The sequence below is a fragment of the Microbacterium sp. NPDC076895 genome (assembly GCF_040687115.1).
Taxonomy (GTDB): Bacteria; Actinomycetota; Actinomycetes; order Actinomycetales; family Microbacteriaceae; genus Microbacterium.
Genome location: NZ_JBFBMQ010000007.1, coordinates 116102 through 132311 on the forward strand (window position 1 = coordinate 116102; position 16210 = coordinate 132311).

Genomic DNA, 16210 nt, shown 5'->3' on the forward strand with positions numbered 1-16210 from the left:
TCAGCAGTGGTTCCCACCTCTCGACAGGATGTCGCGCTCTCCCCTCGGAGAGCCCCCTCCTCCCGGGGATGGCGAGGTCTTCCTCGCGCTCTGAGCGAATGGCTCTCAGACCTCACCTCGGCGCGCGTCGGCGTCGAACCGATCGCGTCTGGGACGCTGACCAAGGTCGTCGGGATCTGGGCGATCGGTCGCGCAGTCAACCTTGGGCTGCTGTGGATGTTCTTCGAGATCTCGCGGCTCGCTGACCTCGGCTTCGGCCCGTTCGGCATCCACGTGCGCACCTTCCTCACCTTCCTCACGGGGTGGGATGCCGACCATTACCTCAACATCGCCCGCACCGGCTATCCGGTCCGGCTCCCGATGGAGGAGGGCATCGTTCAGCCCAACGACTGGGCGTTCCTGCCGGTTCTGCCATTCCTCGAACGGGTGGGCCATGACCTGACCGGTGTGAACGAGGGAATCATCGGGATCATCGTCAGCATCGCGGCGAGCCTCGGCGCTACCCTCGTTCTTTTCCTCTTGCTTCGGCGCGTCACGACTCCGCAGGCATCCTGGTGGGGCATCGTCCTGTTCACCTTCGCACCCCTGTCGTTCGTCTACGTGCTCGCGTACGCCGAGTCGCTGTTCCTCCTGCTCGTGTTCACCGCCCTCCTCCTCGCGATGAAGCGCCAGTACCTCCTCATCCTGCCGGTGGGTGTGCTCGCGGCCTACACCCGACCCGGCGTCCTCGCTCTCGCGCTGGGCCTGGGAATCGTGTTCCTCGTGCGGTGGATGCAACACCGCACCGACCCGTTCCCCTGGACCCAGCGCCTCAGCCTTGCCGCCAGCGGCATCGCGATCGCGGCGGCTGGCCTGTCGTGGACCTACATCGCCGATGCCGTCACCGGCATCCCGCACGCTTATGTCCGTACCGAGACCGCCTGGTGGATTCCACTCGTCGGCACCGGTGACTTCGTGCCCATGACGCCCTGGTTCCGGTTCTTCGGCACCTATCTGAACGTGTTCGGCATCCTTCTGGTGCTGGCGATCATGGCGGCATTCGCGTGGTGGATCTTCTCCAAGCCGACACGCAAGCTCGGTCTGGTGATCGTGGCGTACGCGGCCAGCTACGGCCTGTACCTCTTCGGTGTCTTCCTGCCCCAGCAGTCGACGTTCCGCCTCATGATGCCGCTCTCGCCCCTTCTCGGAGACGAGCGCTTCTCGTCGACGCAGCACCGCAGGCAATGGCTTTTGCTGGGCTGCCTCGGCCTGCAGGTGGTGGCAGTGTTCCTGCTGTGGACCATCGGGTATCCGTGACCGGTCGCGCCCCCGGTGTGACATCTTCCGGCGAAGCCCCGACGGGTTATCGTCAGCACCCCGTCTCGTTCGTGCGCCGTAGCGGCCGGATGTCGGAGGCGCAGCAGCGGGCCTGGAACGAGGTCAGTCCTCGCATGCTCGTCCCCGTCGAGCGGGATGCCGCCTCCACGAGCATCCGAGCGGCCTCGACCATCGACCCGGCGGCGGTGTGGGGACGGACAGCGCCCCTGATCGTCGAGATCGGATCCGGTCAGGGGCACGCGATCGTGCACGCGGCAGCCGCTCAGCCGGGCGCGAACTTCCTTGCTGTCGAAGTCTTTCGGGCGGGGCTTGCGCGCACGATGCTGGACGCCGACCGGGCGAATCTGGATAACCTCCGACTCGTGGAGGCCAACGCGCCCGAGGTTCTCGAGCACCTCCTGCCGTCGGCATCCGTCGATGAGCTGTGGATCTTCTTCCCCGACCCCTGGCACAAGAAGAAGCACGCCAAGAGGCGGCTGGTGACGACCGAGTTCGCGGCGCTCGCGGCATCCGTTTTGCGTCCGGGGGGCATCCTTCGACTCGCCACGGACTGGCAGGACTACGCCGATCAGATGGTGTCGGTGCTGGATGCAGCGCCAGGGTTCAGCCGCGCGTTCGAGGGCGGGTGGGCGCCGCGTTTCGACGGCCGGGTCCTGACCGCGTTTGAACGGAAAGGCACGCGCGCCGGGCGCGAGATCCGCGACCTCACCTACCGGCGGTCTGCGTGAGCAGCCACGCGGATGCCGCGCACGGCGCTCCGTACCGGCTGCCTGTGATCTCGTGGCGTGTCGTGCCGGCGGTCCTGATCGTTCTGGCAGCTCCGGCGTTCTTCGTCGCCCTGATCCCGTGGCTCGGGTGGACGCTGCTGGCAGCGGGCATGATCGCGGCGGTGCTGGTCGAGCGGTTAGCGCCTGCTCTCGGCCGCCCGACCGTGCGGGCGGGGACCCGGCAGGACACAGCCCGCGTTGTCTCTCGCGACGCCTCGATCGTGCGGGATCTCTCGCTCATCGCGATCGGGATGCTGATCGTCAGCGCCATCCCGCTCAAGGCCGAGCTCGACAACCTCGCCATCCTTCGATTCGGGGTGGCGCTCGCGGGAGCGGTGGCAGTTCCCTACCTGATCTCGCGGTTCGTCTATCGGGACCGGGCGATCGGATTCCCGTGGCGGGGCGGCGGGCGCTGGAGCTGGTTCCAGTGGGCGTGGCTCGTCGGTGTGCTCGTGCTGGGGTGGCTCATCCTGCCGTTCTACTTCATCACCTCGGGCGTGTACCTCAACTGGCCGGTCGTAGACACTCCCGACCTCATCGCCCGGCTGTTCGTCGGCGTCGGCGCGGTGGGCATCTGGGACGAGCTCTTCTTCATCTGCACCGTCTTCGTCCTGCTGCTGCGGCACATGCATCCGGTCACCGCGAACCTGCTGCAGGCCGTCGTGTTCGTCTCGTTCCTGTGGGAGCTCGGCTACCAGGCGTGGGGTCCGCTGCTGACGATCCCGTTCGCCCTCCTGCAGGGCTACATCTTCCTCGTCACGCGCTCGCTCGCGTACGTCGTCACCGTGCATCTGCTCTTCGACGCGGTGGTCTTCGCCGTCCTGGTCCATGCCCACAATCCAGGCCTGTTCGACGGTTTCTTTCTCGTCTGAGTGGGTCACGGCGGCAGCCGAGTCCTTCGTCTCTTGCGCGCAGGCTGAGCTTCAGTCACGCTGATGCCATGAGTGAACCTCTCGACCCGGCCCCGGCCATTGTCGACGCCCATGCCCTCGCCCTGAACACGCTCCCGTTCCACGACGATCGTGACCTCGTCGCCGCCGAGCGAGGCTTCCTCGGCACTCTTGACCCGCTCGTGATCACGGATGCTGCGGGCGACGTCGTCTGGGACGGTGAGAGCTACAACTTCCTGCAGGGTGAGCCTCCGGCATCCGTGCACCCGAGCCTGTGGCGTCAATCCCAGTTGGCGGCGCGGCACGGACTGTTCGAGGTCGTTCCCGGGATCTATCAGGTGCGCGGCTTCGACCTCTCGAACATCACGTTCGTCGAGGGGGACACCGGGGTCATCGTCATCGATCCGCTGATCTCCAGTGAGACCGCCGCCGCCGCACTTGCGCTCTACCGCGAGCATCGCGGTGAGCGTCCTGTCGTTGCCGTCATCTACACCCACAGCCATGCCGACCACTTCGCCGGGGTATTCGGCGTGACCTCTCAGGAGGAGGTTGATGCGGGGAAGGTGCACGTGATAGCACCCGAGGGCTTCGTCGAACACGCTGTGGCCGAGAATGTCTACGCCGGAACGGCGATGGGGCGTCGCGCCGGGTACATGTACGGAGCCGCGCTTCCTCGGGGCCCGCGCGGCCAGGTCGGGACGGGCCTCGGCCAGACCACCTCCACGGGCTCGATCGGGCTGATCGTGCCCACCCTGGACATCCGAGAGACCGGCGAGCGCCACACGATCGACGGGGTGGAGATCGAGTTCCAGATGGCGCCCGGCACCGAGGCGCCGGCCGAAATGCACTTCTACTTTCCGTCGTTCCGCGCGCTGTGCATGGCCGAGAACGCGACCCACAACCTGCACAACATCCTCACCCTCCGCGGCGCGCTCGTGCGTGACCCGCACGTGTGGTCGCAGTACCTGACTGAAGCCATTGAACGGTGGGGCGAGGCATCCGATGTCGTCTTCGCCTCCCACCACTGGCCGACGTGGGGCCACGACGAGATCGTGGAATTCCTCTCGACGCAGCGTGACCTCTATGCCTACCTCCACGACCAAACGCTGCGGATGCTGAACCAGGGCATGACCGGAGCCGAGATCGCCGAAGTGATCCAGCTCCCGCCCGCGCTCGAGAACGCCTGGAATGCCCGCGGGTACTACGGCTCGGTCAGCCACAACGTCAAGGCGATCTACCAGCGCTACATGGGCTGGTTCGACGGCAACCCCGCGCGCCTGTGGCCGCATCCACCTTCCGCTCTGGCGGAGCGGTACGTCACGGCCCTGGGTGGGATCAGCCGCGTCATCGAGCTCGCTCAGGCGGCGTACGACGAGGGTGATTTCCGGTGGGCAGCGACCCTTCTCGATCACGCAGTGTTCGTGGATGCCGAGCACACCGGCGTGCGCGAACTCTATGTCGCGACGCTTCGTCAGCTCGGCTACGGCTCAGAGAACGGCACCTGGCGCAACTTCTTCCTCTCCGGCGCAACCGAGCTCAGCGAGGGAAACTTCGGAACGCCGACGAGTCCGAACGCCCCCTCGATCGTCGCGCAGCTCTCACCCGAGCAGCTCTTGGACTCGATCGCCATCTCGGTGAACGGGCCGAAGGCGTGGAACCTGGATCTCACGCTGGATCTCGTGTTCACCGATCTGGACGTCGCCTACCGGGTGACGCTTCGCAACGGGGTCCTCGTGTATGTCGCGCGCTCAGCACCGGCAGATGCCCCGCTGGTGCTGCGGATGCCGAAGCTGCGCCTCCTCGCGCTCCTCGGTGGTGACCGCACGAGCCCGGGTATCGATGCCGAGGGCGACATGCGGGTGTTCGAATAGCTCGCCGCCGTGCTCGAACCCGGAGACCCCAACTTCGAGATCGTCCTTCCCTGACACGGGGGCGGCGCCGTTCCGCGGGTTTTCAGCGACCGAGACGCGTGTCGAGCCAGTCGAACATCCGCTCGTCGGTGAGCAGGCGCGCGAGCGGCTGACAGTGGTAGTCGGCGCCTTCGTCTGCAGTGAAGGGCTGAAGCGTGGCATCCGGCACCGTCGCAGCGAGCTGCTCGGACTGGCCCGGCCAGAACTGCTCCTTCTCGGGTGAGGTGATCAGCAGCGGCGTGGAGATCTTTGCGGCATCGTCGGGCTCGAGCCGGTAGCGCAGCATCTCGACCATGGTGTCGTACGGGCTGTCTTTGCCAAACGGCTTGGCGCGGAAGTTCCACAGACGCGAGACGGACTTCGAGTAGCGCAGGGCCATTTCCATCCCGCGGTCGAACTTCTCTTTCTCGCCCTTTTCGACGAGCTCCATCTCGGATTTCGGGATGCCGGCGCGCCAGGACTGCGATACGTCGACGACTCCGGGGTCTGCCACTGCCGCGGCGATCCGGTGCTCGAACGTGAGGGCCCGGGGGAGCCAGTACCCTGCCTGGCTGATGCCGTACGCGGCGATACGGTCGGCATCCACGTCGTCGCGAGCAACGAGTGCGTCGACGACCGGCGTCATGACAGCCTCCCAGTCGTAGCGGAAGGGGATGTTCTTGTCGAAGAGCATCGATTGCTGACCGGGTCCGTCGAACATCAGCACGTTGTACCCGCGCTGGAGTCCGCCAAGGCCGCCGGTCGCCCACATGCTGCTGATCGATCCATCGCTGCCGTTGACCAGGATGAGGGTCGGTGCCATTGCGCCGTCCGTGCTCGCGCTGAAGAAGTAGCCCGGCATCGTCGTGTTCTCGTACGGGATCGCGAGGCGCTCGGCGGAGTACGGCGCGCGATCGACGAATGCGTCCCATGCTGCCCGGTGGGCGCGGAAGGCGTGCTGCAGCAGCTCCTCATCGCCCAACGCTGCTGCTGCGTTCACGGCGGGGGAGTACGCGTTCGCCGCGCGCAAGTACGCCGCCGCTGCGCTGGCGCGATGCCCGGCATCCGCTGAGGCCGCCGCCTGTGTCGCAAGGCGCTCGCCGAGCGAGCTCCACGCCTGATACCAGCCCTCGTGGTCACCGTCTTTCACCTCGGCGATGGTTCGAAGCACTTCGCCGACATCCGAGCCACCGTAGGGGGCTTGTCCGAGCTGGATGCGCACTTCGAAGTCGAAGTCCTCGCTGTAGAAACCCGTTTCGAACACGTCGTGTGCGTGCCTGCTGAATAGATTCGCCATCATCTCTCCCCGAGTGTCGTCGGGGGCAGGCTATCGGGGCGCTCGCGGCGGCGAAAGTGGTGTGCGCGGGCGTCGGCGAAGGTGCGCGAGCGTAGGGGGTATCGCCGAGGTAGGAGGGTTGCGCGCCGAAGCATCCTGCGCTGCGGATATGTCCTACATTCCGGATGCGGTGCGCGGAGCCTCCGCCGGCAGGGGCCCGCCTGACGGGAGGTGTAGAGATCGAGGAAGGGACCGCCCTTCGGACGGTCCCTTCCTCGATAACGTGCCCCCGCGCCCTACCGCCACTCCACGCGCCGCTACGCGTCGCGCGGAGCCTCCGGCGGCAGGGGCCCGCCCGACAGTGGGTGTAGATACGGCGAGAGGACCGCCCCTTCGGGACGATCCTCTCGCCGTAACGTGCCCCCGACAGGAATCGAACCTGCGACCTTTGGTACCGGAAACCAACGCTCTATCCCCTGAGCTACGGAGGCGTACCGATCGAGATTACCATCGCCCACCGGCCCGGCCCTGACCGCCCCGAACCCGGGTCACCGGGACGCGTCATCCGCAGGTCTTCACGGCGTGCGAGGATACTCCGGTGCATCGCATCGTGACCGCTGAACTGGACCTGGAACTCCGGGCATCCATCGACCTCATCTTCCAGATCGCCGTCGCCCAGCATGCACCTGTTCTGAGTGAGAATCTCACCTTCTCGCAGGGCGATCGGATCTACACACCGATCGAGATCATCGACCAGACGGGAAGCCGCCTGCACCGGTTCTGCGGCGAGCCGGGCGTCCTCGAAGTCCGCTACGACGCCGTCGTCGACGAGCAGGTCACATCTCGGCCGACGAGTGACCTCGAGGCGATCACCTACCTGCGTCCGAGCCGATACGCCCAGTCCGACGAGGTGTTCTCGCAGGCCCGGCGTCAGTTCAAAGGCCTCGTCGGCGAGGAGCTTCTGCTTGCCGTGTCGGAATTCGTATCCGAAACCGTGACCTACACCCCGGGACTGAGCCTCGGCACCGACTCGGCGGTCACGACCCTGATGACCGGGCAGGGTGTGTGCCGCGACTACGCCCACCTGGTCATCGCGCTTCTTCGTGCGATGGACGTGCCAGCCCGCTACACGGCGTGCTACGCGCCGGGTCTTGAACCGATGGACTTCCACGCCGTCGCTGAGGCCTATCTCGAGGGCGCCTGGTACGTCATCGACGCCACGCGGCTGGCCGACCGGCGCTCCCTCGTACGGATCGCGACCGGCCGGGATGCCGCGGATTGTGCCTTCCTCAGCTACCACGGCGGAAACCTCAGCCTCGATCGCATGCGTGTGGATGCGCGAATCGCGTCGCCTGACACGGATGCCGCACCCGACGCATCCGCCCCCGACGCCGTCGACGACTTCGCCTCGCTCGTGCAGCTGGCCTGACACGCGAACAAGCCACGAACGCACTGAGAATTCGATCGGGCGCCGCCGTCAGCGGTCCCGATCGGATTTTCGGCGCCGGATCGGATTCTCGCGACTGAGGGTCGCGACTGAGGGTCGCGGGCTGAGGGTCGCGGAGTCAGCGGGGCGGCGAGGGAGGGGAGGGTGCGCTGCGCGCCTAGACTGGATCGGCCATGAACCCCGAAGCACTCTCCGCCGCACTCCTCGCCGTGATCACGCCCCTTGCCGAGGCGCGACGCGAAGGCGCGGCATCCGATCTGACCGCCGCAGACCTGCCGCTCGAGCGACCCAAGAACCGCGACCACGGCGACTGGGCCTCCAACGCGGCGCTCAAGCTCGCGAAGAACCTCGGCGTGAACCCGCGCGAGTTCGCGACCGAGATCGCCGCGGGGCTCGAGGAGGTCGACGGCATCGCGAGTGTCGAGGTAGCGGGTCCCGGGTTCATCAACATTCGGCTGGATGCCGCTGCCGCCGGCTCCCTCGCCAAGACGATCGTCGACGCCGGGGCGGCGTTCGGCACGTCGACGGTGCTCGCTGACCAGGTCATCAACCTCGAGTTCGTCTCGGCCAACCCCACGGGTCCGATCCACATCGGCGGCACCCGGTGGGCTGCGGTGGGCGATGCCCTCGCCCGCATCCTCGCCTCGCAAGGTGCGAGCGTCACGCGGGAGTACTACTTCAACGACCACGGTGCCCAGATCGATCGCTTCGCGCGCAGCCTCGTCGCTGCGGCCGAGGGCCGGCCGGCGCCCGAGGACGGCTACGGTGGGGCCTACATCGCCGATATTGCGGCGCGGGTGACGGATGCCTACGACGGCGACCTCGCCGCCCTGGATGCCGAAGCCAAGCAAGAAGCGTTCCGCGAACTCGGTGTCGGATTCATGTTCGACGAGATCAAGCAGAGCCTGCACGAGTTCGGCGTCGACTTCGACGTGTACTTCCACGAGAACGATCTGCACGCATCCGGGGCCGTGACCCGGGCCGTGGATCGGCTGCGCGATCTCGGCCACATCTACGAAGCCGACGGTGCGATCTGGCTGCGCTCGACCGACTTCGGCGACGACAAAGACCGCGTTGTGATCAAGAGCGACGGCCAGCCCGCGTACATCTCGGGTGACCTCGCCTACTACCTCGACAAGCGCGAGCGCGGGTTCAACCGTTGCATCATCATGCTCGGGGCCGACCACCACGGTTACGTCAAGCGACTCATGGCGATGTGTGCGGCTTTCGACGACGAGCCGTATGTGAACCTGCAGATCCTCATCGGCCAGATGGTGAACCTGCTGCGCGAGGGCCAGCCGGTGCGGATGTCCAAGCGTGCCGGCACCGTCGTGACCCTCGAAGACCTCGTCGAGACGGTCGGGGTGGATGCCGCCCGCTACGCCCTCACGCGCAGTTCCACGGATTCGAACCTCGACATCGATCTCGACATCCTGCAAAAGCGCACGAACGACAACCCGGTCTTCTACGTGCAGTACGCGCACGCCCGAACCCATAACGTCGGGCGCAATGCTGCAGCGGCAGGTGTCGACCGCAGCGTGTTCGCACCCGAGACGCTCACGCACGAGACCGAGTCGGCGCTGCTGGGCGCCCTGCAGGAGTTCCCCCGCACTGTCGCGTTCGCCGCGGAAGTGCGAGAGCCCCACCGCGTCGCTCGCTACCTCGAAGAACTCGCCGGCCTGTATCACCGGTGGTACGACAACTGCCGCGTGATCTCGCTCGGCAACGACCCCATCGAGCCGGTGCACCAGACGCGGCTGTGGCTCAACGACGCCACCGGCCAGGTGCTGCGCAACGGACTGACGCTGCTGGGCGTCGGAGCTCCCGAACGGATGTAACCCATGACGGATGCCGAACACCCGACCGACCCGCTGCCGGATCTTCGCGCGGGATGGGTGCTCGCGGTTCCGGAGGAGCCGAAGAAGCGTCGCCGGGTGTGGCCGTGGCTCGTTGCAGCTGCGGCCGTGGTCATGGTCATCGTCGTGGTTGTCGTCGTCATCGTCGAGACCGTCGTGCGATCAACGATCGAGGCGGGTCTCGCCAGCCAGGTGCGGACGGGACTCGACCTGCCCGCCGATCAGCCCGTCGACGTGTCGATCCAGGGCCCGCTCACTCTCCAGCTACTCACCGGCAGCCTCGACGACCTGCGGCTCTCATCCGACGACGTGCCGCTCGGTCCGACGACGGCGGATATCGACGTCACCCTGCAGGGGGTGAGCACGACAGCGCCCTACACCGTGGGCGCGGGAGTTGCCACGGTGACTCTCGACCAGACTCAGGTGGCAGCCCTCACCGACAGCGTCGCCCAGATCGACATCGTCGATCTGACGCTCGAGGACCCTGCGATCGTCGTCGGAACTGAGCTCTCATTGTTCGGGTTCGGCATCCCGGTGTCACTGTCGCTCGTGCCCAGTGCCGAGGCTGGCGAGCTTGTGCTTCGGCCCGAAAGCCTGCAGGTCAGTGGACTCGCGGTGACGGCGGACGGCGTGCGAGACCAGTTCGGATCCCTTGCCGACCCCATCCTGCAGGACTGGCAGATCTGCGTTGCGGAGTACCTGCCTGCCGGAGCGACGCTCACGGCGGCATCCGTCACGGGCGACGAACTTGTCGCCACGTTCGACATCGATGGCCGGATGCTGGACGACGCAACCCTTCAGCAGAACGGCACCTGCGCGTGAGCGCCACCTCGGCGAGTGCGCCCCTGCTGATCAATCTGCACTCGCACCTCGAAGGGCGGGTGCGTCCGGGCACGGCGGCCCAGATCGCGCGAGAGCTCGGGATGCCGGATGCAGGCCGCGACTGGGCGGCGGCGCTGCAATTGGATGGGCCGGCGGATCTCACGACGTACCTCGTGAAAGTCGTTGCGACATTCCCGTTCTTCTCCCGCCTCGACCTGCTCGAGCGGATCACGCGCGAAGCCGTCGAGGATGCTGCAGCCGACGGTGAGGATCACCTCGAGCTGCGGTTCGGTCCCGCCTCGCACGCGTCGACGCTGGCAGAGCTGGATGCCGTGATCGCGGCGATGTGCGCGGGAATCGAGGCGGGCATGGCCGACACCGGAATCTCTGCTGGCGTGGTAGTCGCGGCGCTGCGCAGTGACCCTAGCGAGGTGAACGAGGCGGTGGCCCGGGCCGCGGCTCGCGCGGCAGGGACGGGCGTGGTCGGATTCGACCTGGCCGGAGACGAACTGCTCTTCCCCGACCTCGACCGGTATCGGGATGCCTTTGCCATCGCGCGCAGTGCGGGCCTGGGTATCACGTGCCATGCCGCCGAGGCGGCATCCGGGCGCGCGGCTCAGCAGGCCGTGGAGCTTCTCGGCGCGACCCGCATCGGCCATGGTGCACGCATCGCGGAGGAGCCGGACCTTATCCGCTGGTTCGTTGAGCGTGACATCGCGATCGAAGTGTGTCCGACCTCGAACGTCTACACGGGTGCTGTGACGTCGATGGATGCCCACCCGGCGGCGCGGTTCGCCCGCGCCGGTGCCCGGGTCGTCCTCGGCGATGACAACCCACGTCAGACCGAATCGCTGCTCTCGAACGAGGTGGCTGTGCTGCGTAACGACCTCGAGTTCGATGACGCGATGATCGCGGCGCTGGCACGGCACAGCGTGGATGCGGCGTTCGTCGCAGACGGTGTGCGACAGAGCTGGCGGAGCCGACTCGAGAGCGGCTCGTAGCCCCGCGCGGGCGCGGGGAGTGCAGGCTGGCGGATTCCCGGGCGAGGATACCCGGTGCCCTAGACTGACCGGAGTGTCTCGGCGCGTGCGCTGACCGCCCGGGGCCTGCTCGCGCCGCTTGTTCGGCGCCGAAGACTTCACCGATTGGCTTCCGCGTGTCCGCCCACCCGACTTCCACCCCGCCCGTTCCGGCGTGGCTGGACGTGCCGTCGGATCCCAACGACCTGGTCGATGGTGTGTGGCCGACGGGTGCCGCGCGCGATGCTGACGGCGAACTGGTCATCGGGGGAGTCGCGGCATCCGCGCTCGCTCGGGACTACGGCACGCCGCTGTACGTCCTCGATGAAGACGATGTGCGCTCTCACGCTGCCCGTGCCCGCGAGGCTTTCGCATCCGCGGCGGCGCGGCACGCAGTAGCGTCGCGGGTCTATTACGCCGGCAAGGCTTTCCTCAGCACCGAGGTGGTGCGCTGGGTGACGGATGCCGGCCTTGCCGTCGACGTCGCCAGCGGCGGTGAACTCGCCGTCGCCCTGGCAGCGGGTGTCGACCCGGCCCGGATCGGCGTCCACGGCAACAACAAGAGTGTCGCCGAACTCGAGCGGGCCGTCGCCGTCGGTGTCGGCTCGATCGTCGTCGACAGTTTTCAGGAGATCGAGCGTCTCGCTGCCGTCGCGCAAGCCGCTGGTGCCGTGCAACCCGTGCTCGTGCGGGTCAACAGCGGCGTTCACGCCGAAACGCACGACTTCCTTGCCACAGCTCACGAGGATCAGAAGTTCGGGTTCACGCTCGCCGACGCGGCTGTGGCGGCAGCCCGTGTGCGTGCAGCCGCCGGCCTGCGGCTGGTCGGGCTCCACTGCCACATTGGTTCGCAGATCTTCGGCACCGCCGGTTTCGCCGAGTCGGCAGCCCGCATCGTGGGTCTCTACGCACATCTGCAGGGCGGAGCGGATGCCGCTGAAGACCTCCAGGTGCTGAACCTCGGCGGCGGATTCGGTATCGCCTACACGCGGGTCGACAACCCCACCGCGATCGAGGTTCTCGCGGATGGGATCGTCGATGCTGTTGCTGCCGAGTGCGCCGCGCGCGGCATCCGGATGCCGAACCTTGCCTTCGAGCCGGGCCGGGCCATCGTCGGTCGGGCCGGGGTCACCCTGTACACCGTCGGGACGACCAAGGCCGTCGCGCTCGAGGGCGGCCTCGAGCGCCTCTACGTGAGCGTGGACGGCGGGATGAGCGATAACGCGAGACCAGCGCTTTATGGTGCGCAGTACAGCGCCCGCCTGGCATCTCGGGTCAGCGACGCCGAGCCCCAGCTGGTTCGCGTCGTGGGCAAGCACTGCGAGTCAGGTGACATCGTCGTGGATGCCGAGTACCTCCCCGCTGATGTCGCACCGGGGGACCTCTTGGCCGTCCCTGCGACCGGCGCTTACTGCTTTTCGCTCTCCAGCAACTACAACTTCCTCCCGCGTCCGGCCGTCGTGGCTGTCCGGGACGGGCGCTCCCGCGTGATCGTGCGCGGTGAGACCATCGATGACCTGCTGGCGCGTGACGCCGGCATCCTCCCGACCGAAAGGACGGCATGACCGACTATCGCCGCCTCCGCGTCGCGCTGCTGGGCGCCGGGGCCGTCGGCTCCCAGGTCGCCGCGCTGCTGCGTCAGCACGCCGACGAACTGGCAGACCGCGCCGGAGCACGCCTCGAACTCGTTGGCATCGCCGTGCGCAACCCGGACGCGCCGCGCGACGCTGACCTGCCGCGCGAGTTGTTCACAACGGATGCCGAAACCCTCATTCTCGGCGCCGACATCGTCATCGAGTTGATGGGCGGGATCGAGCCAGCACGCACGAGCCTGCTGCAGGCGATCGGCTCGGGTGCTGACGTCGTGACAGCCAACAAGGCGCTTCTTGCCACGCACGGACCGGAGATCTTCGAGGCAGCCGACCAGGTCGGCGCGCAGGTGTACTACGAGGCTGCGGCGGCCGGCGCGATTCCCATCATCCGTCCCCTGCGCGATTCGCTCGCCGGCGACCGGGTGCAGCGCATTATGGGCATCGTCAACGGCACCACCAACTACATTCTCGACCGGATGGACACCGAGGGCGCCGACTTCGGCGAGGTCCTCGCGCAGGCGCAGGCCCTCGGGTATGCCGAGGCTGACCCGACGGCCGACATCGAGGGATATGACGCGGCGCAGAAAGCTGCGATCCTTGCGAGCCTCGCGTTCCACACGTCGGTGCCGCTGGAAGCGGTTCACCGCGAGGGCATCACCGCGATCGACAAGCCGATGATGGATGCCGCGCGCAAGGCGGGCTATGTCATCAAGCTCCTTGCCGTCTGCGAGCGTGTGTCGAACGGCTCCGGCGAGGCGATCTCGGTGCGGGTGTACCCGGCTCTCGTGCCTCGCGAACATCCGCTCGCGAGCGTCCACGGCGCGAACAACGCCGTGTTCGTGCAGGCCGAGGCGGCTGGAAACCTCATGTTCTACGGCGCCGGAGCGGGCGGCGTGCAGACGGCATCCGCGGTTCTCGGCGATGTCGTCTCTGCCGCACGACGCCATATTGCCGGTGGCGTGGGGGTCGGCGAGTCGACCCGCGCGAACCTCCCGATCCTGCCGATCGGGCACGTGACGACGCAGTACCAGATCACCCTCGAGGTCACCGACGAGCCTGGGGTCCTCGCGACCGTGGCCGGCATCCTCAGCGAGGGTCGCGTCTCGATTGCGACGGTCGAACAGACGGTGGCTGACGCATCCACTGACCCGCTCGCGCGCGTCGCCGCCGACCCGACGGGCGTTGCGCGCCTCGTGATCGGCACCCACAAGGCATTGGAACAGGACCTCAGCGAGACGGTTGCCCGCCTCGCTGACAGTGACGTCGTGGACCGGGTCGTTTCGGTCCTGCGAGTAGAAGGAGATTGACGTGGCACACGTGTGGCGCGGAGTCATGAACGAGTACGCCGACCGCCTGGGGGTGACCGCGGAATCGACGGTCGTCTCCCTCGGAGAGGGCGGCACGCCCCTGGTGTCGGCGCCGGCGCTGTCGCAGCGTACGGGAGCCCAGGTCTGGGTGAAGTTCGAGGGGATGAACCCGACCGGTTCTTTCAAGGACCGCGGTATGACCGTGGCACTGTCTCGGGCTGTCGAGCACGGCGCCAAGGCCGTCATCTGCGCCTCGACGGGCAACACCTCGGCATCCGCTGCCGCATACGCTGCCCACGCGGGGATCACGGCGGCAGTGCTGGTACCTGAGGGCAAGATCGCCATGGGCAAGCTCAGCCAGGCCGTCGCGCACAACGGACAGCTCATCCAGATCCGCGGCAACTTCGACGACTGCCTCGAGATCGCCCGGGAGCTCGCCGACAACTACCCGGTCCATCTCGTGAACTCCGTCAACCCTGACCGCATCGAGGGTCAGAAGACTGCGGCGTACGAAATCGTGGAGGTCCTCGGGGACGCTCCGGACTTCCACTTCATCCCGGTCGGAAACGCCGGCAACTACACGGCGTACTCGCGCGGCTACCGTGAGGAGGCCGACCGTGGCGTCGCCACGCGCGTTCCTCGGATGTTCGGGTTCCAGGCAGAGGGAAGCGCTCCGCTCGTGCGCGGCGAGGTCGTCAAGAACCCTGAGACGATCGCCACCGCCATCCGGATCGGCAACCCGGCGTCGTGGGAGCTCGCCCTCGAGGCGCGTGCCGCAACCGATGGCTGGTTCGGCGCGATCGATGACGAGCGGATTCTTGCCGCACAGAAGATCCTCGCCGGCGAGGTCGGGGTTTTCGTGGAGCCGGCATCGGCGATCAGTGTTGCGGGCCTGCTCGACCGGGCGGAGGCGGGAGTGATCCCGGCGGGATCCACGGTCGTGCTGACCGTGACCGGCCACGGGCTCAAGGACCCGCAGTGGGCGCTGCGTAACGCCGACGGATCGGAGGCCCGGCCGACTGTCGTGGACGCGACCACGTCCGAGGTGGCTTCTGTGCTGGGACTCGCGCGCGCAGGGGCGACCACGTGAATGCAGCCCGGGTCGCCGAACGCTCGGTCGCGGTGCGTGTGCCCGCAACCAGCGCGAACCTGGGTCCGGGATTCGACACGCTGGGGCTCGCCCTCAGCATCTACGACGACCTGGTCGTGACCTCGCTTGCGGAGCCCGGGCTCGACATCCAGGCCGAGGGCGAGGGTGCTGACGAGATCCCGCGCGATGAATCGAACCTTCTGGTGCGGGCAATGGCCTACGCCTTCGAGGCGGTCGATCGCCCCATGCCCGGTTTGCGTCTGCGCGCCCGCAACACGATCCCCCACGGCCGCGGCCTCGGGTCTTCTGGCGCAGCAGTCGTTGCCGGCATCCTCGCTGTCAAGGGCCTGCTCGAGGGCGACGTCGAGATCGGGCCCGACACGATGCTGCGCCTGGCAACAGAGCTCGAGGGGCATCCCGACAACGTCGCGCCGGCGCTGTTCGGCGGTCTGACGATCGCGTGGATGGACGAGGCGATCCCGCAGCACAAGAAGCTGCTGGTGCACCGCGGTGTCTCGCCCGTTGTGTTCGTCCCGAGCTTCACGATGTCAACGAGCGTCGCCCGCAGCCTCCAGCCCCTGCAGGTTCCTCGTGAGGATGCGGTCTTCAATCTCTCGCGCTCGGCGCTGCTGATCGCGGCGCTCACACAGAGCCCGGAGCTGCTGCTTGCAGCCACGGAAGACAAGCTGCACCAGAACTACCGTGCTCAGGCGATGCCCGAGACCGACCGATTGGTCCGGGCGCTGCGTGAGCAGGGCTTCGCTGCTGTCGTCTCGGGCGCAGGCCCCAGCGTGCTGGTGCTGGCCGACGGTCCCGGTCGTCGCCTGGAGGCGGCAGCGGTCGCCGAGCAGGTGACTGACACCCCGTGGGAGGCTCACATGCTGGCCGTCGATGTCAAGGGTGGTACAGTGAAGGAGCACGCGGGGGGTTCCACGTAA

13 protein-coding genes and 1 tRNA gene are annotated in these 16210 nt (G+C 67.4%); 12 read left to right on the top strand and 2 right to left on the bottom strand.

Annotated features, from left to right (window positions below; translation table 11 throughout):
- Positions 1–6: 6 nt before the first annotated feature.
- From AB0O89_RS08045 to AB0O89_RS08060, 4 genes are all read left to right on the top strand, one after another.
- Positions 7–1296: a hypothetical protein gene (locus tag AB0O89_RS08045; RefSeq protein WP_363496040.1), complete on the top strand. Its 1290-nt coding sequence runs from the start codon at positions 7–9 to the stop codon at positions 1294–1296.
- Between the two features lie 89 nt (positions 1297–1385).
- Entirely contained in the window at positions 1386–2045 is a 660-nt protein-coding gene (gene trmB / locus AB0O89_RS08050; RefSeq protein WP_363496223.1) for a tRNA (guanosine(46)-N7)-methyltransferase TrmB, read from the top strand.
- Positions 2046–2083: 38 nt separating this feature from the next.
- The gene (locus AB0O89_RS08055) at positions 2084–2956 is read left to right on the top strand and encodes a CPBP family intramembrane glutamic endopeptidase (RefSeq protein ID WP_363496226.1); all 873 of its coding nucleotides are present in this window, start codon (positions 2084–2086) and stop codon (positions 2954–2956) included.
- Positions 2957–3024: 68 nt separating this feature from the next.
- On the top strand, positions 3025–4845 hold the full coding sequence (locus tag AB0O89_RS08060) for an alkyl sulfatase dimerization domain-containing protein (protein ID WP_363496043.1): 1821 nt from the start codon (positions 3025–3027) through the stop codon (positions 4843–4845).
- Positions 4846–4927: 82 nt separating this feature from the next.
- Here AB0O89_RS08060 and AB0O89_RS08065 read toward each other — a convergent pair whose 3' ends face one another.
- Entirely contained in the window at positions 4928–6127 is a 1200-nt protein-coding gene (locus tag AB0O89_RS08065; protein ID WP_363496046.1) for an alpha/beta hydrolase, read from the bottom strand.
- A 430-nt stretch (positions 6128–6557) separates the two neighbouring features.
- A tRNA-Arg gene (locus AB0O89_RS08070) sits at positions 6558–6630 on the bottom strand.
- Between the two features lie 107 nt (positions 6631–6737).
- Here AB0O89_RS08070 and AB0O89_RS08075 point away from each other — a divergent pair.
- The 8 genes from AB0O89_RS08075 to thrB all read left to right on the top strand — a co-directional run bounded on the left by AB0O89_RS08075 (position 6738) and on the right by thrB (position 16210).
- Entirely contained in the window at positions 6738–7568 is an 831-nt protein-coding gene (locus tag AB0O89_RS08075) for a transglutaminase family protein (protein ID WP_363496049.1), read from the top strand.
- A gap of 191 nt (positions 7569–7759) precedes the next feature.
- Positions 7760–9424, top strand: a complete 1665-nt coding sequence (gene argS, locus AB0O89_RS08080; protein WP_363496052.1) for an arginine--tRNA ligase — start codon at positions 7760–7762, stop codon at positions 9422–9424.
- Positions 9425–9427: 3 nt separating this feature from the next.
- A complete protein-coding gene (locus AB0O89_RS08085; protein WP_363496055.1) occupies positions 9428–10264 on the top strand; it encodes a DUF2993 domain-containing protein in 837 nt (278 codons plus the stop codon).
- Entirely contained in the window at positions 10261–11265 is a 1005-nt protein-coding gene (add, locus tag AB0O89_RS08090; RefSeq protein WP_363496058.1) for an adenosine deaminase, read from the top strand. The genes AB0O89_RS08085 and add overlap by 4 nt, the downstream gene beginning before the upstream one ends.
- 155 nt (positions 11266–11420) lie before the next feature.
- The gene (lysA, locus tag AB0O89_RS08095) at positions 11421–12848 is read left to right on the top strand and encodes a diaminopimelate decarboxylase (RefSeq protein WP_363496061.1); all 1428 of its coding nucleotides are present in this window, start codon (positions 11421–11423) and stop codon (positions 12846–12848) included.
- Complete coding sequence (locus tag AB0O89_RS08100) at positions 12845–14182, top strand: homoserine dehydrogenase (RefSeq protein WP_292711891.1); 1338 nt, start codon at positions 12845–12847, stop codon at positions 14180–14182. The genes lysA and AB0O89_RS08100 overlap by 4 nt, the downstream gene beginning before the upstream one ends.
- Position 14183: 1 nt before the next feature.
- On the top strand, positions 14184–15272 hold the full coding sequence (gene thrC / locus AB0O89_RS08105; protein ID WP_363496064.1) for a threonine synthase: 1089 nt from the start codon (positions 14184–14186) through the stop codon (positions 15270–15272).
- Positions 15269–16210, top strand: a complete 942-nt coding sequence (thrB, locus tag AB0O89_RS08110; protein ID WP_363496067.1) for a homoserine kinase — start codon at positions 15269–15271, stop codon at positions 16208–16210. The genes thrC and thrB overlap by 4 nt, the downstream gene beginning before the upstream one ends.